A 23,948-nucleotide genomic window follows, 5' to 3' on the forward strand; every position below is an offset into this window, starting at 1 on the left:
GAGTCCTCTGCGATGACGCCTCCAGACGCCAAGCGCCCCCTGCAGCTCAATGATCAGGGCCAGCTGCGCCACTTCCTGTCACTCGATGGCCTGCCCCGCGAGCTGCTGACCGAAATCCTCGACACCGCCGACTCGTTCCTCGAGGTCGGTGCCCGGGCGGTGAAGAAAGTCCCGCTGCTGCGTGGCAAGACCGTGTGCAACGTGTTCTTCGAGAACTCCACCCGCACCCGCACCACCTTCGAACTGGCGGCCCAGCGGCTGTCGGCCGACGTGATCTCGCTGAACGTGTCGACCTCGTCGGCGAGCAAGGGCGAAACCCTGCTCGATACCCTGCGCAATCTCGAAGCCATGGCCGCCGACATGTTCGTGGTGCGCCATTCCGACTCCGGTGCCGCGCACTTCATCGCCGAACACGTCTGCCCGCAGGTGGCGATCATCAACGGCGGCGACGGCCGCCACGCCCACCCGACCCAGGGCATGCTCGACATGCTGACCATCCGTCGGCACAAGGGCGGCTTCGAGAACCTCTCGGTGGCGATCGTCGGCGACATCCTGCACTCGCGGGTCGCCCGCTCGAACATGCTCGCGCTCAAGACCCTGGGCTGCCCGGATATCCGCGTGATCGCACCCAAGACGCTGGTGCCGATCGGTATCGAGCAGTACGGCGTGAAGGTCTACACCGACATGACCGAAGGTCTCAAGGATGTCGACGTGGTGATCATGCTGCGCCTGCAGCGCGAGCGCATGACCGGCGGCCTGCTGCCCAGCGAGGGCGAGTTCTACCGCCTGTTCGGCCTGACCACCACGCGCCTGGCCGGCGCCAAGCCGGATGCCATCGTCATGCATCCGGGCCCGATCAACCGCGGCGTGGAGATCGAATCGGCGGTGGCCGACGGTCCGCGTTCGGTCATCCTCAACCAGGTTACCTACGGCATCGCCGTACGCATGGCCGTATTGTCCATGGCCATGAGCGGGCAGACTGCCCAGCGCCAATTCGAGCAGGAGAACGCCCAGTGAAGCTCAGCATTATCGGCGCCCGCGTCATTGACCCGAGCAGCGGCCTGGACCAGGTCAGCGACCTGCACCTGGAAGCCGGCCGGATCGTCGCCATCGGCACCGCACCGGCCGGTTTCGAGCCAAGCGAAAGCCTTGACGCCAAGGGCCTGGTCGCCGCCCCCGGGCTGGTCGACCTGAACGTCGCCCTGCGCGAGCCGGGCTACAGCCGCAAGGGCAGCATCGCCAGCGAAACCCGCGCCGCCGCCGCCGGCGGTGTCACCAGCCTGTGCTGCCCGCCACGGACCAAGCCGGTACTCGACACTTCGGCAGTCGCCGAACTGATCCTCGACCGTGCCCGTGAGGCCGGCAATACCAAGGTGTTCCCGATCGGTGCCCTGAGCAAGGGCCTGGAAGGCGAGCAACTGGCGGAACTGGTGGCCCTGCGTGATGCCGGCTGCGTGGCGTTCGGCAACGGCCTGAACAGCTTCCGCAACACCCGCACCCTGTGCCGGGCCCTGGAATACGCGGCCACGTTCGACCTGACGGTGGTGTTCCATTCCCAGGACCACGATCTGGCCGAAGGCGGCCTGGCCCACGAAGGCGCGACCGCCAGCTTCCTCGGCCTGCCGGGCATCCCGGAAACCGCCGAGACCGTGGCCCTGGCCCGTGACCTGCTGCTGGTCGAGCAGACCGGCGTACGCGCGCACTTCAGCCAGCTGACCAGCGCCCGCGGCGCGGCCCTGATCGCCCAGGCCCAGGCCAAGGGCCTGCGGGTTACCGCCGACGTGGCGCTGTACCAGTTGATCCTCACCGACGAAGCGCTGATCGACTTCTCCAGCCTGTACCACGTGCAACCGCCGCTGCGCACCCGCGCCGACCGCGATGGCCTGCGCGAGGCGGTGAAGTCCGGGGTCATCAGCGCCATCTCCAGTCACCACCAGCCTCACGAGCGTGACGCCAAGCTGGCACCGTTCGGCGCGACCGAGCCGGGCATCAGCAGCGTCGAACTGCTGCTGCCGCTGGCCCTGACCCTGGTGGAAGACGGCCTGCTCGACCTGCCGACCCTGCTCGCCCGACTGAGCGCTGGACCGGCCGATGCCCTGCGCCTGCCGGCGGGCAAACTGGCGGTGGGGGCCGCGGCGGACCTGGTGCTGTTCGATCCGGGCACCTCCACCGTGGCCGGCGAGCAGTGGCTGTCACGCGGCGAGAACTGCCCGTTCATCGGGCATGCACTGCCGGGGACGGTGCGTTATACGCTGATGGATGGGCGGATTACCCACCAGGCGTAAAGACCGTGGTGCCCCTTCGCGGGCAAGCCGCGCGCCTACAATTGCGCGTGTACGCAGCGCTTGTGTACAACACCGTCCTGTAGGAGCGCGGCTTGCCCGCGAAGGGAACACCGCAACCCCCAGCAGGGGTCTCACCCCCGTCCGCTGTTCCTCAGCGAAATCTGGTCATTCAACGTCCAGAAGTCATACAGCACCCCGAGCCCCAGCAGCCCGCCGGTCACCAGATACAACAGCCCGGTGATCCACTTGCCCTGGTACATGCGGTGCACACCGAAGATGCCGAGAAAGGTCAGCAACAACCAGGCGACGGTATAGTCCAGCGGACCCGGGGTAAAACGCAGATCGGCCTCGCGATCCATGCCCGGAATCAGGAACACGTCGATCAGCCAGCCGATCCCCAGCAGGCCAAACGTACAAAACCAGATCGTCCCGGTCACCGGCTTGCCGTAGTAGAAGCGATGGGAACCGGTGAAACCGAAGATCCACAGCAAATACCCGAGAAAAACGTTGTGGGTATTGGCCAGGGTGCCATCGTGCCGATAGCTGTTCATGAATGTCCTCTCCGAGCGCGATAGATAAATTTTTCGTCTTTTTTTGTGACTTTTTTACTGTCTCAAAACATGTAACAGAGTCTTGCTGAAAATCGCTGAAAGCCTTGCCGCACCTGGCTTGCGCGTGACCCATGGGTCTCTTTTCGGCGGCGCAGAGCGCTTTTGCCTCCTGTATAGAGTCGACAAACGGCCTCGGAAAGACCTGCAAGCTGTTATAAAGTTGCGCGCTAAATCCATATGAGCCTTGCCTAATGCGACCATTTTTCAAGACATGGCTGACCATTTGCCTTTTGATGCCACTGGCCGCCCACGCCACCAATCGTGAGCAACGTCTTCCCAATATCGACGGCCACACTGCAAAGTCACCTGCAGCTGTCGCCAAAATTTCCGAGATCAGTGCTCCTGGCAGCAAACACCCTGGCAGGCATAACAGCCACGGTAAAGTGAAACAGGCCGAGCTCACCGCAGCCGTTGCCGGTGCACCGAACAGCAAGCAGAGCAGCGCCGCCCTGAGCCGCGCGGTGAATGTGCTGGGCACTCCCTATCGCTGGGGCGGCAGCAGCCCGAGCAAGGGCTTCGACTGCAGCGGGCTGGTCAAGTACGCCTATAACGGTGTCGCCGCCAGCGACCTGCCCCGCACCTCCAACGCCATGGCCTCCGGTCACGGCCAGAAGGTCGATCGCAAGGACCTGAAGCCGGGTGACCTGCTGTTCTTCAACATCAAGAGCCGCAAGGTCAACCACGTTGCCATCTACCTGGGCAACGACCGCTTCATCCATGCCCCGCGTCGCGGCAAGTCGGTGACCATCGACACCCTGAAGAAGCCCTACTGGGCCAGCCACTACGCAGTCGCCAAGCGGGTGATCGCGAAGGAACAGACCGGCCACATGCGGGTCGTCCAGCGCTGAGCCTGAAGCCCTGCGCGCCAGCCAGGGCATGACCGATCAGACAACGCTGCTCTAGAAGTTGTCGGGAATCTTCGCCTTCTCGCGGGCACTGTCGCGGGCGATCAGGCCCTTGGCCAGCAGATCCTTGAGGCACATGTCCAGCGTCTGCATGCCCAGGGAGCCGCCGGTCTGGATCGACGAGTACATCTGCGCCACCTTGTCCTCGCGGATCAGGTTGCGAATCGCCGGGGTGCCCAGCATGATTTCGTGGGCCGCCACCCGGCCGCCGCCGATCTTTTTCAGCAGGCTCTGGGAAATCACCGCCTGCAACGACTCGGAGAGCATCGAGCGGACCATGGATTTCTCCTCCGCCGGGAACACGTCGACCACCCGGTCGATGGTCTTCGCCGCCGAGGTGGTGTGCAGGGTGCCGAACACCAGGTGCCCGGTTTCCGCGGCGGTCAGCGCCAGGCGGATGGTTTCCAGGTCGCGCATCTCGCCCACCAGGATCACGTCCGGGTCTTCACGCAGGGCCGAGCGCAGGGCCGCGGAGAAGCTCTGGGTATCGCGGTGCACCTCACGCTGGTTGACCAGGCATTTCTTCGATTCGTGGACGAACTCGATCGGGTCCTCGATGGTGAGGATATGGTGGTGCCGGTTGTTGTTCAGGTGATCGATCATCGCCGCCAGGGTGGTCGACTTGCCCGAGCCGGTCGGCCCGGTCACCAGCACCAGGCCACGGGGCACCTCGGTGATCTTGCGGAACACCTCGCCCATGCCCAGGTCGTCCATGGTCAGGACTTTCGACGGAATGGTACGGAATACCGCCCCCGCGCCACGGTTCTGGTTGAAGGCATTGACCCGGAAGCGCGCCACCCCCGGCACTTCGAAGGAGAAGTCGGTTTCCAGAAACTCCTCGTAGTCCTGGCGCTGGCGGTCATTCATGATGTCATAGATCAGATCATGGACCTGCTTGTGGTCCAGCGCCGGCAGGTTGATCCGGCGCACGTCGCCATCGACCCGGATCATCGGTGGCAACCCGGCCGAGAGATGCAAGTCCGACGCGCCCTGTTTGGCGCTAAAGGCCAGCAGCTCGGTGATATCCATGAGACTCCCCAATACAGGTAGAATGCCGCAGACTTTTGAACTGCGGGCGAGATTGAATGACCACGATAGCAGACAACATTGCCTCCGTTGCAGCCCGTATCCGCGCCGCCGCCCTGGCCGCAGGCCGCGATGCCGCCGACGTCCACCTGCTCGCCGTGAGCAAGACCAAGCCCGCCGCCGCCATTCGCGAAGCCCATGCCGCAGGCGTCAGGGACTTCGGCGAGAACTACCTGCAGGAAGCCCTCGGCAAACAGGCCGAATTGACCGACCTGCCCTTGAGTTGGCACTTTATCGGCCCCATTCAATCGAACAAGACTCGAGCCATTGCCGAGCATTTCGACTGGGTGCATTCCGTGGATCGCCTGAAAATCGCACAACGCCTGTCCGAACAACGTCCGGCCGGCCTGCCACCACTGAATATCTGCATTCAGGTCAACGTCAGCGGCGAGGCCAGCAAATCCGGATGCACTCCGGCCGACCTGCCGGCCCTGGCCGCCGCCATCGGCCAACTGCCGAACCTGGTGCTGCGCGGCCTGATGGCGATCCCCGAACCCACCGAAGAGCGTGCCGCACAAGACGCCGCGTTCGCCACCGTGCGAACCTTGCAGAACAGCCTCGACCTGCCGCTCGACACACTTTCCATGGGCATGAGCCACGACCTCGAGTCGGCCATTGCCCAAGGCGCCACCTGGGTGCGGATCGGTACCGCCCTGTTTGGCGCCCGCGACTACGGCCAGGCCTGAAAGGGCCCCACACACTCTTTCCAAGGATCCTTCATGAGCAAGAATCGAATCACCTTCATCGGCGCCGGCAACATGGCAGCCAGCCTGATCGGCGGTCTGCGTGCCGAAGGCCTGGACGCCGCCCTGATTCGCGCCAGCGATCCGGGCGCCGAGACCCGTGCGCGGGTGGCGGCCGAACACGGCATCGACGTGTTCGCCGACAACGCCGAGGCCGTCCAGGGCGCGGACGTGGTGGTGCTGGCGGTCAAGCCACAGGCCATGAAGGCCGTGTGCGAGGCCTTGCGCCCCAGCCTCAGGCCCAACCAGCTGGTGGTGTCGATTGCCGCCGGCATCACCTGTGCCAGCCTGAACAACTGGCTCGGCGAACAACCGGTGGTGCGCTGCATGCCCAACACCCCGTCGCTGCTGCGCAAAGGCGTCAGCGGCCTGTACGCCACCCACCAGGTGTCGGACGAACAGCGCCAGCAGGCACAGACCCTGCTGTCGGCCGTCGGCTCGGCCCTGTGGCTGGATGAAGAACGGCAGCTGGACGCGGTCACCGCGGTATCCGGCAGCGGCCCGGCCTACTTCTTCCTGCTCATCGAGGCCATGACCGCCGCCGGCGAGAAACTCGGCCTGCCACGTGAAATCGCCACCCAACTGAGCCAGCAGACCGCCCTGGGCGCCGCCCACATGGCCGTCGCCAGCGACGTAGATGCCGCCGAACTGCGCCGTCGGGTGACTTCCCCGGCCGGCACCACCGAAGCGGCGATCAAGACCTTCCAGGCCGGCGGCTTCGAAGCCCTGGTAGACAAGGCGCTCGCCGCCGCCGCCCAGCGTTCGGCCGAAATGGCCGAGCAGCTCGGTCAGTAACTTTCGGGGGAATACTGATGTTTGCACTCAATAGCGCTGCCATCTTCGTCATCCAGACCCTGGGCAGCCTGTATCTGCTGGTGGTTCTGTTGCGTTTCATCCTGCAACTGGTACGGGCCAACTTCTACAACCCGCTCTGCCAGTTCACCGTCAAGGCCACCCAGCCGCTGCTCAAGCCGATGCGCCGGGTGATTCCGAGCCTGTTCGGCCTGGACATGTCGTCGCTGGTGCTGGCGATCATCGTGCAGATGCTGCTGATGGCGGTGATCCTGCTGCTCAGCTACGGCGTGGCCGGCAATATCGCCTACCTGCTGATCTGGGCGATCATCGGCGTCACCTCGCTGTTCCTCAAGGTGTTCTTCTTCGCCATGATCATCAGCGTGATCCTCTCCTGGGTCGCCCCGAGCAGCCATAGCCCGGCGGCCGAGCTGGTGTACCAGATCAGCGAGCCGGTGCTGGCGCCGTTCCGCAAGATCGTGCCGAACCTGGGCGGGCTGGATATCTCGCCGATCCTGGCATTCCTGGTGATCCAGCTGCTGCAGAGCTATGTGATCCCGCCGCTGGCGGTGATGAGCGGCATGCCTGAAGTGCTGTTCCGCCTGATCTGACGCCCCCCCTGTGGGAGCGGGCTGGCCCGCGAAGCTATCGGCCTCAAGGGCCCATCCGCAGGCAAGCCCGCTCCCACAGTCTGGACTGCCCCAAGGGTTGGATGGGTGTCCAACTTCCTGGGAGCAGTCCACTCCAGGCTTCTGTTTTTGCGCAAATCGCCACCCGGTCGGGCCTTTGCTTGCCGCTGATCCCCCCGCTCATTAGACTTACGCCTCATTCAAGCGTGAGCAGGGTCGATGTCCACAGTCTTTCCCCACGATTCCGTCGGGCTGGTCGTGCCGCAAACGGCACACTTCAGCGAGCCCCTGGCCCTGGCCTGTGGTCGCTCCCTGCCGGCCTACGATCTGATCTACGAAACCTACGGCACCCTCAACGCCACGGCGAGCAACGCGGTGCTGATCTGCCACGCCCTGTCCGGCCACCATCACGCGGCGGGCTACCACAGCCCCGACGACCGCAAGCCCGGCTGGTGGGACAGCTGCATCGGCCCCGGCAAACCGATCGACACCACCAAGTTCTTCGTGGTCAGCCTGAACAACCTCGGCGGCTGCAACGGCTCCACCGGCCCGAGCAGCATCAACCCGGAGACCGGCAAGCCCTTCGGCGCCGACTTCCCGGTGCTGACCGTCGAAGACTGGGTACACAGCCAGGCCCGCCTCGCCGATCGCCTGGGCATCGGCCAGTGGGCAGCGGTGGTCGGCGGCAGCCTCGGCGGCATGCAGGCCATGCAGTGGACCATCACCTACCCGGATCGCGTGCGCCACTGCGTAGCGATCGCTTCGGCGCCCAAGCTGTCGGCGCAGAACATCGCCTTCAACGAAGTGGCGCGCCAGGCGATCCTCACCGACCCCGAATTCCACGGCGGCTCGTTCCAGGAACATAACGTGATTCCCAAGCGTGGGCTGATGCTGGCGCGGATGGTCGGGCATATCACCTATCTGTCCGACGACTCCATGGGCGAGAAATTCGGCCGCGGACTCAAGAGCGACAAGCTCAACTACGATTTCCACAGCGTCGAGTTCCAGGTCGAAAGCTACCTGCGCTACCAGGGCGAGGAATTCTCCGGGCGTTTCGACGCCAACACCTACCTGGTGATGACCAAGGCCCTGGACTATTTCGACCCGGCGGCGAACTTCGACAACGACCTGGCGAAGACCTTCGCCGGTGCCAAGGCCAGCTTCTGCGTGATGTCCTTCACCACCGACTGGCGCTTCTCCCCGGCCCGCTCGCGGGAAGTGGTGGATGCGCTGATGGCCGCGCGCAAGGACGTCTGCTACCTGGAGATCGACGCCCCCCAAGGCCACGACGCCTTCCTGATCCCGATCCCGCGTTACTTGCAGGCGTTCGGCCATTACATGAACCGGATTACGCTGTGAGGACGCCATGAGAGCCGACCTGGAAATCATCCAAGACTGGATCCCCGCCGGCAGCCGCGTGCTCGACCTCGGTTGCGGCGACGGTGAGCTGCTGAGCTGGCTGCGCGACAACAAGCAGGTCACCGGCTACGGCCTGGAAAACGACGCCGACAACATCGCCGCCTGCGTGGCCAAGGGTATCAACGTCATCGAGCAGGACCTGGACAAGGGCCTGGGCAATTTCGCCAGCAACAGCTTCGATATCGTGGTCATGACCCAGGCCCTGCAGGCCGTGCACTACCCGGACAAGATCCTCGACGAAATGCTCCGGGTCGGCCGCCAGTGCATCATCACCTTCCCCAACTTCGGTCACTGGCGCTGCCGCTGGTACCTGGCGAGCAAGGGCCGCATGCCGGTCTCGGAATTCCTGCCGTACACCTGGTACAACACCCCCAACATCCACTTCTGCACCTTCGAGGACTTCGAGGAACTGTGCCGCGAGCGCCAGGCCAAGGTCATTGATCGGCTTGCCGTGGATCAACAGCACCGCCACGGGTGGGCCAGTAAGCTATGGCCTAATCTGTTGGGAGAGATCGGCATCTACCGCGTCAGCAGCCCCGGCCTGCAGGAACATCGGATCGCGGTATAAATCACCTGAGTGCGAGGAGGATGATCATGGGACGTCTGGCGGTTTTCCTGTTGAGTGCCTGCCTGGGGGTGTCGGCGATGGCCGCCGACGCCATCAAGGGCGAGCGCCAGGAAGTGTTCGGTGACATCACCGTGCACTACAACACGTTCAATTCCACCTACCTGCAACCGGACATCGCCAAGGCGACCGAACTGGTGCGCAGCAAGAACCAGGGCGTGATCAACGTCGCGGTGCTCAAGGCCGGCAAGCCGGTGGTGGCCCAGGTCAGCGGTGCCGTCAAGGATCTGACCAACAAGAGCCTGCCACTGACCTTCAAGCAGATCACCGAGCAGGGCGCGATCTACTATATCGCCCAGTTTCCGGTACCCCAGCAGGAAAACCGTACTTTCGAGATCGCGGTCACCAGCGGCGGGCAAACCAATACCTTCAGCTTCAACCAAGAGCTTTTCCCAGGCGAATGATGAATTTCACCCAGTTGGTACTGGCCAGCCATAACGCTGGCAAACTCAAGGAACTGCAGGCGATGCTCGGCGAGTCGGTGCACCTGCGCTCGATCGGCGAGTTCAGCAGCGTCGAGCCGGAGGAAACCGGCCTGTCGTTCGTCGAGAACGCCATCCTCAAGGCCCGCAACGCCGCACGCATCTCCGGCCTGCCGGCGCTGGCCGACGACTCGGGCCTGGCGGTGGACTTCCTCGGCGGCGCGCCGGGCATCTATTCGGCCCGCTATGCCGACGGCAAGGGCGATGCGGCGAACAACGCCAAGCTGCTCGAAGCGCTCAAGGATGTTCCCGAGGCGGAGCGCGGAGCGCAGTTCGTCTGCGTACTGGCGCTGGTCCGGCATGCCGACGACCCGCTGCCGATCCTTTGCGAAGGCCTCTGGCATGGTCGCATCCTCACCGCCGCCAGCGGCGAACACGGTTTCGGCTACGACCCGCTGTTCTGGGTACCGGAGCGCGACTGCTCCAGCGCCGAACTGAGCCCCGTGGAAAAGAACCAGCTCAGCCATCGCGCCCGCGCCATGGTCCTGCTGCGGCAACGCCTGGGCCTGCAATGACCCGGACCGCTCCCGCGCTGCCGCTGATCCACGGCGGTGCGCAACCTCCTCGGGCGGCCTTGCCGCAGTTGCCGCCCCTGGCGCTGTACATCCATATCCCCTGGTGCGTGCGCAAGTGCCCCTACTGCGACTTCAACTCCCATGCCGCCAGCCCCGTGCTGCCGGAAGAAGAGTATGTCGACGCGTTGCTGGCCGACCTCGAACAGGACCTGCCGGCCGCCTATGGCCGCGAGCTGAGTTCGATCTTCTTCGGCGGCGGCACGCCCAGTCTGTTCAGCCCCCAGGCGTTGGGGCGGTTGCTCAGGGGCGTCGAGGCGCGCATCCCGTTCGCCAGCGACATCGAGATCACGCTGGAGGCCAACCCCGGCACCTTCGAGCAGGATAAGTTCACCGCCTACCGGCAGTTGGGCATCAATCGCCTGTCGATCGGCATCCAGAGCTTCCAGGAAGACAAGCTCAAGGCCTTGGGCCGCATCCACACCGGCGGTGAAGCCGTGCGGGCGGCGGACATGGCACGCCAGGCCGGCTTCGACAACTTCAACCTGGACCTGATGCACGGCCTGCCCGACCAGTCCCTGGAGGACGCCTTGGGCGACCTGCGCCAGGCCATCGCGCTGAAACCGACGCACCTGTCCTGGTACCAACTGACCCTGGAACCGAACACGGTGTTCTGGAATCAGCCGCCGACGCTGCCGGAAGACGACACCCTGTGGGACATCCAGGAAGCCGGCCAGGCCCTGCTGGCCGAGCACGGCTACGCCCAGTACGAGGTGTCGGCCTACGCCCAGCCCGGCCGGGCCGCGCGGCACAACCTGAACTACTGGAGCTTCGGCGACTTCATCGGCATCGGTGCCGGTGCCCACGGCAAGCTCAGCCATCCGGACGGGCGTATCGTACGCACCTGGAAGACCCGCCTGCCGAAGGATTACCTGAACCCTGCCAAGAACTTCCAGGCCGGGGAGAAGGCACTGGAGAACGACGAGCTACCGTTCGAGTTCCTGATGAACGCCCTGCGGCTGACCGAGGGTGTCGACGCGGCCTTGTTCGCGCAACGCACCGGGCTTGCTCTCGACAGCTTGAACGAAGGGCGGGCCGAGGCCGAACAAAGCGGCCTGTTGCAGGTCGAACCGACACGTCTGGTGGCGACCGCGCGCGGACAGCTGTTTCTCAATGACCTGCTGCAACACTTTTTGACCTAAGGAAACCCCATGGACCTGATACTCGGCCTGCTTGCCACGGTATCGCGCTGGAGCCGCAGCAACCTCTCGGAAATTTCCCTGGCGCTGGTGGGCTGCCTGCTGGTGTTGTTCGGGGCAGATCTCAAGGCCTGGGTCGACCAGCGCCTGGGCAGTATTGCCGGCGCGCTGCGCGTACCGCTGATGGCCCTGTTGTGCATGATCGGCAGCGGCCTGGCGCTGATCTACGCCACGCCCTGGGTGGTACGGGGGCTGAGTCAGTTCAACAACTACAGCCTGGCGCCGGTGCTGCTGGTGGTGTTGATCCTGATCGGGGTGGTAGCGGACCGGCGTTGAGCCTGGTCTGCCCGGGGCGGCGTCCGCCGCAGAGTTCGGGACCTGCTCAGCAGGCACTCGGCTGCTCGCGGAAGCGGGTGACCGCCGCCTCAAGATCAACCCAGCCGAACGTACTCCCATCCCACACCGAGCCGTCTCCAAAGTAGCGCGGAGTCAGGTATTCGAACTCCTGAGTCCCGCCCATCAGGTGGTCGAGGAAAAGCAGATACTTACGCACATCGTCGCGCTTTCCCAACAGCCCGGAAAGCAGCTCATCCCTGGCCGCGATATAGGCTCTCTCATGATATTCGACCAAGGCCACCAGACGATTTACCGCGCCCTGCAAATCATATCCCTCCAGTTCAATGAGAATCCGGACAAGGTTGATCTTTTCGTCATGTAACCGCTCTTTGCGCCAGGACAACAGATCGTTGACCAGGATCATCTGCCGGCGGCAGTGCAGGTGCACTTCGACCATCTGCTCCAGACAGTCGCTCATGTCGACTTCTGCGCCATACTCGGCCAACAACTCGATGAAATCACAACCAAAGCTATCTCTTCGCAAGGCCATGCAAGCCTCGTAATCGAAGACGTCCATGCTCTGGCCCTGCTGGACATCCATCTCCGACGTACAACCCTTCAGAAACACCTCAAGGCTTGCCAGAAACCTGGCGAGTTGTGCCTTGCTCAATCCTGGACTGATACGCCGCCATAGTTCATTGGCTGCCTTGATGTAAGATCGTGGATCATCAATCTCATCGGCATTGAAACCGTTCACGATCGTCGAGAACAACTCATGCGGATTATTGATTTGCGCCATGACGGTATCGATGAGCGTCACATACTGATACCAGTCGGCGACATCCTGGGTCCGCTGCTCGCTGGCCCTCGGCACGGTCAGCGAGCCATACAAGCCATTGCGCTCGCGCAAAAAACGCAATAATTCACTCTCGCTGATAAAGCAATCGCCCAGCATTCGCCGGACCCAACCATTGGAGGCGAACTCAATCCGGGTCGCGTTCGGATGATAGGCATAGGGCAACAGCCGGGGTAGCTGGGGCAGGAAAAACTCGGTTGTCAGGCTCATTGGACGCTCCTTTCAAACAAGGAAATGCCACTGACTAATAACCGGCTGTCGACTGCAAGGCAGGTTGTATCGGAAGGTTATGGACCAGAGGCGCAAACAGGCAATTTGCGCCATTGCGTAGTAGGCTAGTCCGCAAATTTGAAAATGGCGACTTTTAATCGTCCCCACGCCAGCGTGGGGCGATCATCGGATGGGGAGACCCTACGCCAGCTTTTCGAACTTCAGGTCCCACACACCATGCCCCAGGCGCTCACCGCGTCGCTCGAACTTGGTGATCGGCCGCTCGGCCGGGCGCGGTACGCATTTGCCGTCTTCGGCCAGGTTGCGATAACCCGGCGCGACATTCATCACTTCCAGCATGTACTCGGCATACGGTTCCCAGTCGGTAGCCATGTGCAGGACACCGCCGACCTTCAGCTTGCTGCGCACCAGTTCGGCGAAGGACGCCTGGACGATACGGCGCTTGTGGTGCCGGCTCTTGTGCCACGGATCGGGGAAGAACAGCATCAGCCGGTCCAGGCTGTTGTCCGCCACGCAACGGCTCAGCACTTCGATCGCGTCGCAATCATAGACGCGGATATTCTTCAGGCCCTGGGTCAGCACGCCGTTGAGCAGCGCACCGACACCCGGACGGTGCACTTCGACACCGATGAAATCCTGCTCCGGCGCCGCAGCCGCCATCTCCAGCAGGGAATGGCCCATGCCGAAGCCGATTTCCAGCGAGCGCGGCGCACTGCGGCCGAACACCTGGTCGAAATCCACCGGCGCGTCGGCCAACGGCAGGATGAACAGCGGCCCACCCTGCTCCAGGCCCTTCTGCTGGCCTTCGGTCATGCGCCCGGCACGCATCACGAAACTCTTGATGCGGCGGTGTTGGCGCTCTTCGCCTGCTTCCGTGTGGATTGGCGTTTCGTTCGATTCAGTCATCAAAGGCTCTTACTTGATCAGACCATCCAGCGGCGAGGACGCGCTGGCATAGAGTTTTTTCGGCATGCGCCCGGCGAGGTAGGCCAGGCGACCGGCGACGATGGCATGCTTCATCGCCTCGGCCATCAGGATCGGTTGCTGGGCATGGGCGATGGCCGAGTTCATCAGCACGGCCTCGCAGCCCAGTTCCATGGCGATGGTGGCGTCGGACGCGGTACCCACGCCGGCATCCACCAGCACCGGGATCTTCGCCTCCTCGAGGATGATCTGCAGGTTGTACGGGTTGCAGATACCCAGGCCGGTGCCGATCAGGCCGGCCAGCGGCATGACCGCGATGCAGCCGATTTCCGCCAGCTGGCGGGCGATGATCGGGTCGTCGCTGGTGTAGACCATCACGTCGAAACCTTCCTTGACCAGCACTTCGGCGGCCTTGAGGGTTTCGATCACATTGGGGAACAGGGTCTTCTGGTCGGCCAACACTTCCAGCTTGACCAGGTTGTGCCCGTCGAGCAGCTCGCGGGCCAGACGGCAGGTGCGCACGGCCTCGATCGCGTCATAGCAACCGGCGGTGTTCGGCAGGATGGTGTAGCGATCCGGCGGCAGCACGTCCAGCAGGTTCGGCTCACCCGGGTTCTGGCCCAGGTTGGTGCGACGCACCGCGACGGTGACGATCTCGGCCCCCGAGGCCTCGATGGCCAGGCGGGTTTCTTCCATGTCGCGGTATTTGCCGGTGCCGACCAGCAGACGGGACTGGTAGGTACGGCCGGCCAGCACGAAAGGCTTGTCGCTGCGAACAGTGCTCATGCACACATCCTCTTGAAAGGTTCAGGGCTTGCTGGGGTGGATCAGGGCGCGGGACCGGACTAGCCGCCGCCGATGGCGTGTACCACTTCGACCTGATCGCCTTCACGCAGGGCGGTTTCGGCGTGCTGACTGCGCGGGACGATATCCAGGTTCAGCTCCACCGCCACCCGCCGCCCGACCAGGTCAAGCCGGGCCAGCAACGCCGCGACGGTTTCGCCGTCGGGCAGTTCATAGGATTCGCCGTTCAATTGAATGCGCATGCGCCGGGCTGCCATCATTTTTAGGGGCCAACATTCTAGCCCGATCAGTCCGGACGACCCAAGCCATTCGTCTTGAAGCGGACTGCGCGGTCAGCTCAGGCGCCAGGCGGCCAGCCCCAGGCAGAACCAGCCGGCGAGAAAGGCCAGGCCGCCGAACGGGGTGATGACGCCCAGTTTGCTGACGCCGCTGAGGGTCAGCAGGTACAGGCTGCCGGAGAACAGCAGGATGCCGACGGCGAACGCCGAACCGGCCCAGGTCACCAGGCGGCCCGGAACATGGGCGGCCAGCAGCGCCACGCCGAACAGCGCCAGGGCATGGACCAACTGATAGGTGACGCCGGTATGGAAGATCGCCAGGTAGTCGGCGCTCAGGCGGTTTTTCAGGCCATGGGCGGCGAAGGCGCCAAGGCCGACACCGGTGAAACCGAAAAACGCGGCGAGCAGCAGGAACACACGCAACATGACGCACTCCATTCAGGGGACACAGGGTCTGTATAATGGCCCGCTCCTACGCCCCGGCCAAGCCATCTCTATGTTGCAGCCTTTGTTCCGCCGCCTTCTCACCGCCCTGAAGTGGTTCGCCATCGCCAGCGTGCTGCTGGTGCTGTTGTTCCGTTGGGTACCGCCACCGGGCACGGCACTGATGGTCGAGCGCAAGATCGAGTCGTGGACCGACGGCCAGCCGATCGACCTGCAACGGACCTGGAAGCCCTGGGACCAGATCAGCGACGAACTCAAGGTAGCGGTCATGGCCGGCGAGGACCAGAAGTTTCCCGAACACTGGGGTTTCGACTTCGACGCGATCCAGGCGGCCTTCCTGCACAACGAGCGCGGCGGCTCGATCCGCGGTGCCAGCACCCTCAGCCAACAGGTATCGAAGAACCTGTTTCTCTGGTCCGGCCGCAGTTATCTGCGCAAGGGGCTGGAGGCCTGGTTCACCGTGCTGATCGAGACGCTGTGGCCCAAGCAGCGGATTCTCGAGGTGTACCTGAACAGCGTCGAGTGGGATGAAGGCGTGTTCGGCGCGGAAGCGGCGGCGCGACATCATTTCGGGGTCAGCGCGGCGGCCTTGTCGCGTCAGCAGGCAAGTCTGCTGGCAGCGGTGCTGCCCAACCCGCGGGAATGGAGTGCCAGCCACCCGAGCACCTATGTGGCGCGGCGGGCGGGGTGGATTCGCCAGCAGATGAGTCAGTTGGGTGGAACCGGGTATCTGGCGGGGCTGAACGATTCGCGCCGGTCGCCCTGGGCGCTGTAGCCTGGTTACCGGGGTAGCGGGTCAGGCCTCTGGCCCAAACGAAAACGCCCCGATCAACTCGGGGCGTTTTTCATTGCAGCGAACGCTTAGGCGGCAATCGACAGCTTCAGCTTGTTCATCGCACTCTTTTCCAGCTGGCGGATACGCTCGGCCGAAACGTTGTACTTCTGCGCCAGGTCGTGCAGCGTGGCCTTCTCTTCCGCCAGCCAGCGCTGGTAGAGGATGTCACGGCTGCGCTCGTCCAGCACTTCCAGGGCCTCGTGCAGGTTGCTGTTGGAGTTTTCACTCCAGTCGGCATCCTCCAGCTGGCGCGCCGGGTCGTAGCGATGGTCTTCCAGGTAGTTGGCCGGAGACTGGAACGCGCTGTCGTCGTCGGCTTCCGCCGCCGGGTCGAACGCCATGTCCTGGCCGGTCAGCCGGCTTTCCATCTCGCGCACTTCACGTGGCTCGACGCCAAGGCTTTCCGCCACACGGTGGACTTCCTCGTTGTTCAGCCAGGCCAGACGCTTCTTCTGGCTGCGCAGGTTGAAGAACAGCTTGCGCTGGGCCTTGGTGGTCGCGACCTTGACGATCCGCCAGTTGCGCAGGATGAACTCGTGAATTTCCGCCTTGATCCAGTGCACGGCGAACGACACCAGGCGCACACCCATTTCCGGGTTGAAACGCTTCACGGCCTTCATCAGGCCGACGTTGCCTTCCTGGATCAGGTCAGCCTGGGCCAGGCCGTAGCCGGAATAGCTACGGGCGATATGGACGACAAAACGCAGGTGGGCCAGCACCATTTGCCGAGCGGCCTCAAGATCCTGCTGATAGTAGAGACTCTCGGCCAGTTCACGCTCCTGCTCCGGCGACAACAGCGGAATGCTGTTCACCGTATTGACGTAGGCCTCCAGGTTCGCACCCGGGACCAGCGCATAGGCAGGTTGCAAAGAAGTGGTCATACGAAAAAACCTCCGACTCACAGACTCGTGCAGTGAAGCACTGCGAAAATTGACCGGGAACCGCTGAACAAGTTCCTTTAATCGCCACTACGGTCAATACCAACAAAAACACATTAATTTGACATTAATTACTTCGGTGCCAGCTCCCGCAGGTGCCGCGCCACCGCAATCCACGCACCGATATACCCCAACAGCACCGCGCCAAGCAAGAGCGACAGACCATCGGCAACCGGGACACCGGCTAGGGCGAAATCGCTGCCGTAGAGCCCCGCGAGCCCGACCACCGCCTCGTTGAGCCAGTTCAGGCCGAACGCCAGCACGCCCCAGGACAGAATCCCGGCGCCAAAGCCATAAAGCGCGCCCATGTACAGAAACGGCCTACGCACGTAGCTATCGGTGCCGCCCACCAGTTTAATCACTTCTATCTCGGTGCGGCGGTTTTCAATATGAAGACGAATGGTATTGCCTATCACCAAAAGTAATGCGGAAACCAGCAGCACCGTCAGGCCGAAGACGAACCGGTCGCCGAGCTTGAGGATCGCCGCCAGGCGCTCGACCCAGACCAGGTCCAGCTGTGCCTGCTGCACCTTGGGCAGCTCGGCCAGGCGCTGACGCAAGGCTTCCAGGGTCGGCTTGTCGACTTCGTTCGGCGTCACCAGCACCACGCCCGGCAGCGGGTTCTGCGGCAGTTCCTTGAGCGCCTCGCCCAGCCCGGACTGCTGCTGGAACTCGTCCAGGGCCTTTTCCTTGCTGATGAATTCGGCATCGGCCACGCCCGGCATGGCCTTGACCTGCTCGCTCAGGCTCTCGCCTTCGCTCGGGCTGGCGTCCAGTTGCAGGTACAGCGAGATCTGCGCCGCCCGCTGCCAGGAGCCGCCCAGGCGCTCGATGTTGTTCAGCAGCAGCGACAGGCCCATCGGCAGGCTCAGCGCCACCGCCATCACCATGCAGGTGAAGAAACTGCCGATCGGATGCTTGCCCAACCGGCGCAGACTGTCCGCCAGGCTGGCCCGGTGGCTTTCGATCCAGGCGCGCAGCAGGGTGCCGAAGTCCGGACCATCGTCCTCGTCGCGCCTTTTCTTCGGTGGTGGTGCTTCGGAGGCCTTTGGAGCCACGCGCTCAGCCACTTTCGGACTACGGGTCGCACTCATGCGCCAGCCTCCCCATCGCCGATCAATCGGCCGCGTTGCAAGGTCAGCATGCGATGGCGCATGCGGGCGATCAGGGCCAGGTCGTGGCTGGCGATCAGGACGCTGGTGCCGAGGCGGTTGATGTCCTCGAACACCCCCATGATCTCCGCCGCCAGGCGCGGGTCGAGGTTACCGGTCGGTTCGTCCGCCAGCAGCAACGCCGGGCGGTGAACGATGGCCCGGGCGATACCGACACGCTGCTGCTGACCGGTGGACAGGTCGCCGGGGTACAGCTCGGCCTTGTCCGACAGGGCCACACGCTCCAGCGCGGAGTCCACGCGCTTGGCGATCTCGACCTTGGACAGGCCGAGAATCTGCAGCGGCAGGGCGACGTTGTTGAACACCGTACGATCGAACAGCAACTGGTGGTTCTGGAACACCACGCCGATCTGCCGGCGCAGGAACGGAATCTGCGCGTTGCTGATCTGCCCCAGGTCCTGGCCGGCCAGCAGCAGCTTGCCGGAGGTCGGCCGCTCCATCGCCAGCAACAGGCGCAACAGGGTGCTTTTACCGGCACCGGAGTGGCCGGTGACAAACAGGAACTCGCCACGACGGACGCGAAAGCTCAGCTCATGCAAGCCGACGTGTCCGTTCGGATAGCGCTTACCGACCTGTTCGAAACGAATCATGAACGCTCCCGCTCGGCAAAAAGTGCCTGGACAAAGGGTTCGGCCTCGAAGGTGCGCAGATCGTCGATGCCTTCGCCCACCCCGATATAACGGATCGGCACGCCGAACTGCTTGGCCAGGGCGAAGATCACCCCACCCTTGGCGGTGCCATCGAGCTTGGTCAGCGCCAGACCGGTCAGTTGGACCGTCTGGTTGAATTGCTTGGCCTGATTGATCGCGTTCTGCCCGGTGCCGGCATCCAGCACCAGCAACACCTCGTGCGGCGCCTGCTCATCGAGCTTGCCGATCACCCGACGGACCTTCTTCAGCTCTTCCATCAGGTTGTCCTTGGTGTGCAGGCGACCGGCGGTATCGGCGATCAGCACGTCGATGCCACGGGCCTTGGCCGCCTGCACCGCGTCGAAGATCACCGAAGCCGAGTCGGCACCGGTGTGCTGGGCAATCACCGGGATATGGTTGCGCTCGCCCCAGACCTGCAACTGCTCCACCGCCGCGGCCCGGAAGGTATCGCCGGCGGCCAGCATGACCTTCTTGCCTTCGAGCTGCAGCTTCTTGGCCAGCTTGCCGATGGTGGTGGTCTTGCCGGCACCGTTGACGCCAACCACCAGGATGACGTACGGCTTGTGCTGCGAGTCGATCCGCAGCGGCTGCTCGACCGGCTTGAGCATCGCCGCCAGCTCTTCCTGCAGGGATTTGTACAGCGCGTCGCTGTCGGTCAACTGCTTGCGCGCGACCTTCTGGGTCAGGCTGCGGATGATCACGCCGGTGGCCTCGACGCCAACGTCGGCGGTCAGCAGGCGGGTTTCCAACTCTTCGAGCAGGTCATCGTCGATGGCCTTCTTGCCGAGGAACAGGCTGGCCATGCCTTCGCCGATGCTGGCGCTGGTCTTGGACAGGCCCTGCTTGAGGCGGGCGAAGAAGCCGGTCTTGGCCTCTGGAGCTGCCGGCTTGGCGGGCTCCGCCACAGCCGGCTCGACAACAGCGGCCGGAGCGGGCTCCTGCACAACGGGAGCGACCGGCGCGGGCGCCTCGACTACGACCGGTGCAGGTGCAGGTGCAGCCTCGGCGATCCGAGGCGCGGGCGCGACAGGTTCAGCCACCGGCGGAATCGGCGGGACGACCGGTTCGGCCTGGACATCCTCGACCAGCGCCACCGGTTCTTCAGCCACGGGCAGCGGCGGCCAGGGCGTCGATGGTGGCGTGGGTGCCTCGGCAACCGGCTGCTCACGCACCGGCTCGGCGCTCACGGGTGCCTCGACAGCCACCGGGGCCGGCTCGACGACGGGCGTCGGCACGACTTCGGGCTGAACCTGCGGCTGTTCGACGACGGTTTCCTGCGGCTTTTTGCGCAGCCATCCGAACAGGCCTTTTTTCTCGCCAGCCGCAGCTGGAGTCTTCTTGTCGTCGTTGGAACCAAACATGGAGGACGGCTATCTCAAGGTAGCGACGCGCCATGGGCACGCCGGCAAATAATATTCGATGCAGAACAGACTGCGATTTAACCCGCTTGTTCACGCGCAACATTTTGTCGAGAAGATCAAACTTCTCTGAAGTCAGACGCCAAACGAAGATCTGGAACGGCAAAATCGGCGAAAACACCACGATCTGCAGTGGCAGAGCGCAGGTTTCGGCCGGTGACCCATACAGCCTTTCCGGGCCTGGCGCGCAGCACAGGGACCGGATAGACGTGGCCGCCAGTAAAACGGATCAGTATCCTAGCACCTCCTCGCCCGCCGACGCTAAACCAAGCGGGCAGTCCTACAGGTTTAAGAACGAATGAATGCTCTAGCCCGCCGCGCCGCCGGCCTGTTGCTCAGCACGCTTTGTCTGCCGCTCGCGGCCTTCGCCGCCGACCCGCAACCGACCCACGAATTCACCCTCGACAACGGCCTGAAGGTCGTGGTCCGCGAAGACCACCGCGCCCCCGTGGTGGTTTCACAGGTCTGGTACAAGGTCGGTTCGAGCTATGAAACCCCGGGCCAGACCGGCCTCTCCCATGCCCTGGAACACATGATGTTCAAGGGCAGCGAGAAGGTCGGCCCCGGCGAGGCCTCGCTGATCCTGCGCGACCTGGGCGCCGAGGAAAACGCCTTCACCAGCGACGACTACACCGCCTACTACCAGGTCCTGGCCCGCGACCGCCTGGGCGTGGCCTTCGAACTGGAAGCCGACCGCATGGCCAGCCTGCGCCTGCCGGCAGACGAGTTCAGCCGCGAGATCGAGGTGATCAAGGAAGAGCGCCGCCTGCGTACCGAGGACAAGCCGATGGGCAAGGCCTTCGAGCGCTTCAAGGCGATGGCCTACCCGGCCAGCGGCTACCACACGCCGACCATCGGCTGGATGGCCGACCTGGACCGCATGAAGGTCGAGGAACTGCGCCACTGGTACCAGTCCTGGTACGTGCCGAACAACGCCACCCTGGTGGTGGTCGGCGATGTCACCCCGGACGAGGTGAAGAACCTGGCGCAGCGCTACTTCGGCGCAATCCCCCGGCGCGACACGCCACCGGCGAAGATTCCGCGCGAGCTGGACGAACCCGGCGAACGGCAGATCACCCTGCACGTGAAGACCCAGTTGCCGAGCCTGATGCTCGGGTTCAACGTGCCGAGCATCGCCACCGCCCAGGACCCGCGTTCGGTCAATGCCCTGCGCCTGATCGCCGCGCTGCTCGATGGTGGCTACAGCGCCCGCCTTTCCTCACAACTGGAGCGTGGCGAGGAACTGATCTCCGGCGGTTCGGCCAGCTACAACGCCTACACCCGTGGCGACAGCCTGTTCACCTTGTCGGCGATGCCGAACGTACAGAAGAAGAAAACCCTGGCCAACGCCGAGGCCGGTCTGTGGCGCCTGCTGGACCAGCTCAAGACCAAGCCGCCGACCGCCGAGGAGCTTGAACGCGTGCGTGCCCAGGTCATCGCCGGGCTGGTCTACGAGCGTGACTCGATCACCAGCCAGGCCACCGCCATCGGCCAGCTGGAAACCGTCGGCCTGTCCTGGAAGCTGATGGACAGCGAACTGGCCGACCTGCAGAGCGTGACCCCGGAGGACATCCAGAAGGCCGCCCGCACCTACTTCACCCGCGAACGTCTCAGCGTCGCCCATGTACTGCCCGAGGAGACCCGCCCATGAGCAAGGGTTCGCGCTTCACCCTGCCCGGCCTGGCCCTGATCGTCGCCGCCGGCAGTTTCGGCCTGCCCCTGCTGGGTCTGGCAAGTGCCCAGGCCGGCCAGGCCCTGGAAGAGGCCAAGTCGAGCCACAAGCTGCAATCGCTGGCCGAACTGGACGACAAGGCGCCGGCCCGGCGCAGCCTGAACGTACAGACCTGGAACACCGCCGAAGGCGCCCGGGTGCTGTTCGTCGAGGCCCATGAACTGCCGATGTTCGACCTGCGCCTGACCTTCGCCGCCGGCAGCAGCCAGGACGGCAAGACCCCGGGCCTGGCCACCCTGACCAACGCCATGCTCAACGAAGGCGTGGCCGGCAAGGACGTCGGCGCCATCGCCCAGGGCTTCGAAGGCCTTGGCGCGGATTTCGGCAACGGTTCCTACAAGGACATGGCGATCGCCTCGCTGCGCAGCCTCAGTGCCGCCGACAAACGCGAGCCGGCCCTGAAGCTGTTCGCCCAGGTGGTCGGCAAGCCGACCTTCCCGGCCGATTCCCTGGCCCGGATCAAGAACCAGCTGCTGGCCGGCTTCGAGTTCCAGAAGCAGAACCCCGGCAAGCTGGCGAGCCTGGACCTGTCCCAGCGCCTGTACGGCGATCACCCCTACGGTCACCCCAGCGAAGGCACGGCCAAGAGCATCCCGCCAATCACCGTCGCCCAACTGCGCGCCTTCCACACCAAGGCCTACGCCGCCGGCAACGTGGTGATCGCGCTGGTCGGCGACCTCTCGCGCAGCGAAGCCGAAGCCCTGACCGCCCAGGTCTCGGCCGCCCTGCCAAAAGGGCCGGCACTGCCGAAAATCGCCCTGGCCAAGGACCCGCAACCGAGCAGCGGGCATATCGAGTTCCCGTCCAAGCAGACCACCATCCTGCTGGCCCAGATGGGCATCGACCGGGCCGATCCCGACTATGCCGCGCTGTCCCTGGGCAACCAGATCCTCGGCGGTGGCGGTTTCGGTACCCGGCTGATGAGCGAGGTGCGGGAAAAACGCGGCCTGACCTACGGTATCTACTCCGGCTTCAGCCCGATGCAGGCGCGCGGCCCGTTCATGATCAACCTGCAGACCCGCGCCGAAATGAGCGAAGGCACGCAGAAACTGGTCGAAGACGTGCTGGCCGAGTACCTCAAGTCCGGCCCGACCCAGAAGGAACTCGACGACGCCAAGCGCGAGATGGCCGGCAGCTTTCCGCTGTCCACCGCCAGCAACAGCGATATCGTCGGCCAGTTGGGTGCCATGGGCTTCTACAACCTGCCGCTGAACTATCTTGAAGACTTCATGCAGCAGACCCAGGCGCTGACCGTCGAACAGGTCAAGGCCGCCATGGACAAACACCTGAGCGTCGACAAGATGATCGTCGTCACCGCAGGCCCGACGGTACCGCAAAAGCCGTTGCCGCCGCCGACAGACAAACCCGCCGAGCAGCCGCTCGGGGTTCCGGAGCACTAATGGCCAGCCCATCGCGTCCCAGCAAGAAACCCGCACCGTCGCACAACGGCGTGAACAAACTGCGCATCATCGGCGGCGAATGGCGCAGCCGCCGCCTGACCTTCCCCGATGTCCAGGGGCTGCGCCCAACCCCGGACAGGGTGCGCGAAACGCTGTTCAACTGGCTGGCACCCTACGTCGCCGGTGCCAGGGTACTCGACCCGTTCGCCGGCAGCGGCGCGCTGTTCCTCGAGGCGCTGTCCCGTGGCGCGGCCATGGGCCAGGCGCTGGATGCCAGCCATGTCGCCGTGTCCAGCCTGCGCGAGCACCTGGGCACCCTGCGCTGCACCGTCGGCCAGGTGCAGACCGCCGATGCCCTGCGCTACCTGGAGACCCAGCCGGCCAGCGCGTTCGACCTGGTGTTCCTCGACCCGCCGTTCAACCAGAACCTGCTGCCGGGTGTCTGCGCGCTGCTGGAAGAACGCCAGTGGCTGGCCGACGATGCCTGGGTCTACACCGAAAGCGAAAGCGCACCCTCGACCCTCGGCCTGCCAGGCAACTGGCGCCTGCACCGCGAGCAGAAGTCCGGGCAGGTGTACTATGCGCTATGGCAACGCAGCGCCCCGGCCGCCGGCTGACCGATCGACCGGGTGCGCCGCCTGG

27 protein-coding genes are annotated in these 23,948 nt (G+C 64.2%); 16 read left to right on the forward strand and 11 right to left on the reverse strand.

Annotation, left to right across the window (positions count from 1 at the left end):
• Positions 1-12 precede the first annotated feature (12 nt).
• Together ACMGT0_RS29765 and ACMGT0_RS29770 are read left to right on the forward strand one after the other, a co-directional pair.
• On the forward strand, positions 13-1,017 hold the full coding sequence (locus tag ACMGT0_RS29765) for an aspartate carbamoyltransferase catalytic subunit (RefSeq protein WP_054063536.1): 1,005 nt from the start codon (positions 13-15) through the stop codon (positions 1,015-1,017).
• The gene (locus ACMGT0_RS29770; RefSeq protein ID WP_416770849.1) at positions 1,014-2,285 is read left to right on the forward strand and encodes a dihydroorotase; all 1,272 of its coding nucleotides are present in this window, start codon (positions 1,014-1,016) and stop codon (positions 2,283-2,285) included. Before ACMGT0_RS29765 ends, ACMGT0_RS29770 begins: the two co-directional genes overlap by 4 nt.
• 131 nt (positions 2,286-2,416) lie before the next feature.
• Here the strand turns inward: ACMGT0_RS29770 and ACMGT0_RS29775 are convergent, their stop codons facing one another.
• A complete protein-coding gene (locus ACMGT0_RS29775; protein ID WP_054058069.1) occupies positions 2,417-2,836 on the reverse strand; it encodes a TM2 domain-containing protein in 420 nt (139 codons plus the stop codon).
• Between the two features lie 251 nt (positions 2,837-3,087).
• Here ACMGT0_RS29775 and ACMGT0_RS29780 point away from each other — a divergent pair, with 251 nt between their 5' ends.
• The gene (locus ACMGT0_RS29780) at positions 3,088-3,744 is read left to right on the forward strand and encodes a C40 family peptidase (RefSeq protein WP_054058068.1); all 657 of its coding nucleotides are present in this window, start codon (positions 3,088-3,090) and stop codon (positions 3,742-3,744) included.
• A 51-nt stretch (positions 3,745-3,795) separates the two neighbouring features.
• On the opposite strand, the gene ACMGT0_RS29785 is transcribed toward ACMGT0_RS29780, so the two are convergent.
• Positions 3,796-4,830 carry a type IV pilus twitching motility protein PilT gene (locus ACMGT0_RS29785; protein WP_416770852.1) on the reverse strand — a complete coding sequence of 345 codons (1,035 nt, stop codon included), beginning with the start codon at positions 4,828-4,830 and terminating at the stop codon, positions 3,796-3,798.
• A gap of 56 nt (positions 4,831-4,886) precedes the next feature.
• On the opposite strand from ACMGT0_RS29785, the gene ACMGT0_RS29790 reads away from it, so the two are divergent.
• The 9 genes from ACMGT0_RS29790 (at position 4,887) to ACMGT0_RS29830 (ending at position 11,624) form a co-directional block, all read left to right on the forward strand.
• Entirely contained in the window at positions 4,887-5,573 is a 687-nt protein-coding gene (locus tag ACMGT0_RS29790; RefSeq protein ID WP_054058066.1) for a YggS family pyridoxal phosphate-dependent enzyme, read from the forward strand.
• 33 nt (positions 5,574-5,606) lie between these two features.
• Positions 5,607-6,425, forward strand: a complete 819-nt coding sequence (gene proC, locus ACMGT0_RS29795; RefSeq protein ID WP_273825215.1) for a pyrroline-5-carboxylate reductase — start codon at positions 5,607-5,609, stop codon at positions 6,423-6,425.
• Positions 6,426-6,442: 17 nt separating this feature from the next.
• Complete coding sequence (locus tag ACMGT0_RS29800; protein ID WP_054058065.1) at positions 6,443-7,033, forward strand: YggT family protein; 591 nt, start codon at positions 6,443-6,445, stop codon at positions 7,031-7,033.
• Positions 7,034-7,270: 237 nt separating this feature from the next.
• The gene (metX, locus tag ACMGT0_RS29805) at positions 7,271-8,410 is read left to right on the forward strand and encodes a homoserine O-succinyltransferase MetX (protein WP_416770855.1); all 1,140 of its coding nucleotides are present in this window, start codon (positions 7,271-7,273) and stop codon (positions 8,408-8,410) included.
• A gap of 7 nt (positions 8,411-8,417) precedes the next feature.
• The gene (gene metW / locus ACMGT0_RS29810) at positions 8,418-9,038 is read left to right on the forward strand and encodes a methionine biosynthesis protein MetW (RefSeq protein ID WP_054058063.1); all 621 of its coding nucleotides are present in this window, start codon (positions 8,418-8,420) and stop codon (positions 9,036-9,038) included.
• Positions 9,039-9,064: 26 nt separating this feature from the next.
• Complete coding sequence (locus ACMGT0_RS29815; RefSeq protein WP_054058062.1) at positions 9,065-9,499, forward strand: DUF4426 domain-containing protein; 435 nt, start codon at positions 9,065-9,067, stop codon at positions 9,497-9,499.
• A complete protein-coding gene (gene rdgB / locus ACMGT0_RS29820; protein ID WP_054058061.1) occupies positions 9,496-10,092 on the forward strand; it encodes an RdgB/HAM1 family non-canonical purine NTP pyrophosphatase in 597 nt (198 codons plus the stop codon). The genes ACMGT0_RS29815 and rdgB overlap by 4 nt, the downstream gene beginning before the upstream one ends.
• Positions 10,089-11,291, forward strand: a complete 1,203-nt coding sequence (gene hemW / locus ACMGT0_RS29825; protein ID WP_416770857.1) for a radical SAM family heme chaperone HemW — start codon at positions 10,089-10,091, stop codon at positions 11,289-11,291. Before rdgB ends, hemW begins: the two co-directional genes overlap by 4 nt.
• 9 nt (positions 11,292-11,300) lie before the next feature.
• Positions 11,301-11,624 (forward strand): DUF3392 domain-containing protein, encoded by a 324-nt coding sequence (locus tag ACMGT0_RS29830; RefSeq protein WP_010444939.1) that lies wholly within the window; start codon positions 11,301-11,303, stop codon positions 11,622-11,624.
• A gap of 46 nt (positions 11,625-11,670) precedes the next feature.
• Here ACMGT0_RS29830 and ACMGT0_RS29835 read toward each other — a convergent pair whose 3' ends face one another.
• The 5 genes from ACMGT0_RS29835 to ACMGT0_RS29855 form a co-directional block, all read right to left on the reverse strand.
• Positions 11,671-12,690, reverse strand: a complete 1,020-nt coding sequence (locus tag ACMGT0_RS29835; RefSeq protein WP_054058059.1) for a terpene synthase family protein — start codon at positions 12,688-12,690, stop codon at positions 11,671-11,673.
• 201 nt (positions 12,691-12,891) lie between these two features.
• Positions 12,892-13,617, reverse strand: coding sequence for a tRNA (guanosine(46)-N7)-methyltransferase TrmB (trmB, locus tag ACMGT0_RS29840; protein WP_054058058.1), 726 nt, complete (start codon positions 13,615-13,617; stop codon positions 12,892-12,894).
• Between the two features lie 9 nt (positions 13,618-13,626).
• On the reverse strand, positions 13,627-14,421 hold the full coding sequence (locus tag ACMGT0_RS29845; protein ID WP_017903470.1) for a thiazole synthase: 795 nt from the start codon (positions 14,419-14,421) through the stop codon (positions 13,627-13,629).
• Between the two features lie 59 nt (positions 14,422-14,480).
• The gene (thiS, locus tag ACMGT0_RS29850; protein ID WP_054058057.1) at positions 14,481-14,681 is read right to left on the reverse strand and encodes a sulfur carrier protein ThiS; all 201 of its coding nucleotides are present in this window, start codon (positions 14,679-14,681) and stop codon (positions 14,481-14,483) included.
• Positions 14,682-14,771: 90 nt separating this feature from the next.
• Complete coding sequence (locus ACMGT0_RS29855; RefSeq protein WP_416770859.1) at positions 14,772-15,143, reverse strand: DUF423 domain-containing protein; 372 nt, start codon at positions 15,141-15,143, stop codon at positions 14,772-14,774.
• 70 nt (positions 15,144-15,213) lie between these two features.
• Here ACMGT0_RS29855 and mtgA point away from each other — a divergent pair, with 70 nt between their 5' ends.
• On the forward strand, positions 15,214-15,936 hold the full coding sequence (gene mtgA / locus ACMGT0_RS29860) for a monofunctional biosynthetic peptidoglycan transglycosylase (RefSeq protein ID WP_054058055.1): 723 nt from the start codon (positions 15,214-15,216) through the stop codon (positions 15,934-15,936).
• Between the two features lie 86 nt (positions 15,937-16,022).
• On the opposite strand, the gene rpoH is transcribed toward mtgA, so the two are convergent.
• The 4 genes from rpoH to ftsY form a co-directional block, all read right to left on the reverse strand.
• On the reverse strand, positions 16,023-16,877 hold the full coding sequence (gene rpoH / locus ACMGT0_RS29865) for an RNA polymerase sigma factor RpoH (protein ID WP_010444950.1): 855 nt from the start codon (positions 16,875-16,877) through the stop codon (positions 16,023-16,025).
• A 128-nt stretch (positions 16,878-17,005) separates the two neighbouring features.
• Positions 17,006-18,028 carry a permease-like cell division protein FtsX gene (ftsX, locus tag ACMGT0_RS29870; protein ID WP_054058054.1) on the reverse strand — a complete coding sequence of 341 codons (1,023 nt, stop codon included), beginning with the start codon at positions 18,026-18,028 and terminating at the stop codon, positions 17,006-17,008.
• Positions 18,025-18,696 (reverse strand): cell division ATP-binding protein FtsE, encoded by a 672-nt coding sequence (ftsE, locus tag ACMGT0_RS29875; protein WP_054058053.1) that lies wholly within the window; start codon positions 18,694-18,696, stop codon positions 18,025-18,027. Before ftsE ends, ftsX begins: the two co-directional genes overlap by 4 nt.
• Positions 18,693-20,117 (reverse strand): signal recognition particle-docking protein FtsY, encoded by a 1,425-nt coding sequence (gene ftsY, locus ACMGT0_RS29880; protein WP_416770863.1) that lies wholly within the window; start codon positions 20,115-20,117, stop codon positions 18,693-18,695. The genes ftsE and ftsY overlap by 4 nt, the downstream gene beginning before the upstream one ends.
• Before the next feature lie 355 nt (positions 20,118-20,472).
• Here ftsY and ACMGT0_RS29885 point away from each other — a divergent pair, with 355 nt between their 5' ends.
• Genes ACMGT0_RS29885 through rsmD form a run of 3 tightly spaced genes read left to right on the forward strand, consistent with a single transcriptional unit; the run spans position 20,473 to position 23,923 of the window.
• Positions 20,473-21,825 carry a M16 family metallopeptidase gene (locus ACMGT0_RS29885; protein ID WP_054058408.1) on the forward strand — a complete coding sequence of 451 codons (1,353 nt, stop codon included), beginning with the start codon at positions 20,473-20,475 and terminating at the stop codon, positions 21,823-21,825.
• Positions 21,822-23,306: a M16 family metallopeptidase gene (locus tag ACMGT0_RS29890; RefSeq protein ID WP_054058407.1), complete on the forward strand. Its 1,485-nt coding sequence runs from the start codon at positions 21,822-21,824 to the stop codon at positions 23,304-23,306. The genes ACMGT0_RS29885 and ACMGT0_RS29890 overlap by 4 nt, the downstream gene beginning before the upstream one ends.
• Positions 23,306-23,923 (forward strand): 16S rRNA (guanine(966)-N(2))-methyltransferase RsmD, encoded by a 618-nt coding sequence (gene rsmD, locus ACMGT0_RS29895; RefSeq protein ID WP_054058406.1) that lies wholly within the window; start codon positions 23,306-23,308, stop codon positions 23,921-23,923. Before ACMGT0_RS29890 ends, rsmD begins: the two co-directional genes overlap by 1 nt.
• Positions 23,924-23,948: the final 25 nt, after the last annotated feature.

Source organism: Pseudomonas sp. RHF3.3-3, assembly GCF_048069595.1.
GTDB lineage: Bacteria > Pseudomonadota > Gammaproteobacteria > Pseudomonadales > Pseudomonadaceae > Aquipseudomonas > Aquipseudomonas fuscovaginae_B.

Coding starts and splice junctions, on each gene's coding strand:
- ftsY (WP_416770863.1), bottom strand. CDS start 20,117: ATGTTTGGTTCCAACGACGACAAGAAGACTCCAGCTGCGGCTGGCGAG.
- rsmD (WP_054058406.1), top strand. CDS start 23,306: ATGGCCAGCCCATCGCGTCCCAGCAAGAAACCCGCACCGTCGCACAAC.
- ftsX (WP_054058054.1), bottom strand. CDS start 18,028: ATGAGTGCGACCCGTAGTCCGAAAGTGGCTGAGCGCGTGGCTCCAAAG.
- ACMGT0_RS29785 (WP_416770852.1), bottom strand. CDS start 4,830: ATGGATATCACCGAGCTGCTGGCCTTTAGCGCCAAACAGGGCGCGTCG.
- ACMGT0_RS29830 (WP_010444939.1), top strand. CDS start 11,301: ATGGACCTGATACTCGGCCTGCTTGCCACGGTATCGCGCTGGAGCCGC.
- trmB (WP_054058058.1), bottom strand. CDS start 13,617: ATGACTGAATCGAACGAAACGCCAATCCACACGGAAGCAGGCGAAGAG.
- ftsE (WP_054058053.1), bottom strand. CDS start 18,696: ATGATTCGTTTCGAACAGGTCGGTAAGCGCTATCCGAACGGACACGTC.
- ACMGT0_RS29775 (WP_054058069.1), bottom strand. CDS start 2,836: ATGAACAGCTATCGGCACGATGGCACCCTGGCCAATACCCACAACGTT.
- metX (WP_416770855.1), top strand. CDS start 7,271: ATGTCCACAGTCTTTCCCCACGATTCCGTCGGGCTGGTCGTGCCGCAA.
- proC (WP_273825215.1), top strand. CDS start 5,607: ATGAGCAAGAATCGAATCACCTTCATCGGCGCCGGCAACATGGCAGCC.
- ACMGT0_RS29890 (WP_054058407.1), top strand. CDS start 21,822: ATGAGCAAGGGTTCGCGCTTCACCCTGCCCGGCCTGGCCCTGATCGTC.
- mtgA (WP_054058055.1), top strand. CDS start 15,214: ATGTTGCAGCCTTTGTTCCGCCGCCTTCTCACCGCCCTGAAGTGGTTC.
- ACMGT0_RS29765 (WP_054063536.1), top strand. CDS start 13: ATGACGCCTCCAGACGCCAAGCGCCCCCTGCAGCTCAATGATCAGGGC.
- ACMGT0_RS29885 (WP_054058408.1), top strand. CDS start 20,473: ATGAATGCTCTAGCCCGCCGCGCCGCCGGCCTGTTGCTCAGCACGCTT.
- metW (WP_054058063.1), top strand. CDS start 8,418: ATGAGAGCCGACCTGGAAATCATCCAAGACTGGATCCCCGCCGGCAGC.
- ACMGT0_RS29855 (WP_416770859.1), bottom strand. CDS start 15,143: ATGTTGCGTGTGTTCCTGCTGCTCGCCGCGTTTTTCGGTTTCACCGGT.
- ACMGT0_RS29815 (WP_054058062.1), top strand. CDS start 9,065: ATGGGACGTCTGGCGGTTTTCCTGTTGAGTGCCTGCCTGGGGGTGTCG.
- ACMGT0_RS29800 (WP_054058065.1), top strand. CDS start 6,443: ATGTTTGCACTCAATAGCGCTGCCATCTTCGTCATCCAGACCCTGGGC.
- thiS (WP_054058057.1), bottom strand. CDS start 14,681: ATGCGCATTCAATTGAACGGCGAATCCTATGAACTGCCCGACGGCGAA.
- hemW (WP_416770857.1), top strand. CDS start 10,089: ATGACCCGGACCGCTCCCGCGCTGCCGCTGATCCACGGCGGTGCGCAA.
- ACMGT0_RS29835 (WP_054058059.1), bottom strand. CDS start 12,690: ATGAGCCTGACAACCGAGTTTTTCCTGCCCCAGCTACCCCGGCTGTTG.
- ACMGT0_RS29790 (WP_054058066.1), top strand. CDS start 4,887: ATGACCACGATAGCAGACAACATTGCCTCCGTTGCAGCCCGTATCCGC.
- ACMGT0_RS29845 (WP_017903470.1), bottom strand. CDS start 14,421: ATGAGCACTGTTCGCAGCGACAAGCCTTTCGTGCTGGCCGGCCGTACC.
- ACMGT0_RS29780 (WP_054058068.1), top strand. CDS start 3,088: ATGCGACCATTTTTCAAGACATGGCTGACCATTTGCCTTTTGATGCCA.
- rdgB (WP_054058061.1), top strand. CDS start 9,496: ATGATGAATTTCACCCAGTTGGTACTGGCCAGCCATAACGCTGGCAAA.
- rpoH (WP_010444950.1), bottom strand. CDS start 16,877: ATGACCACTTCTTTGCAACCTGCCTATGCGCTGGTCCCGGGTGCGAAC.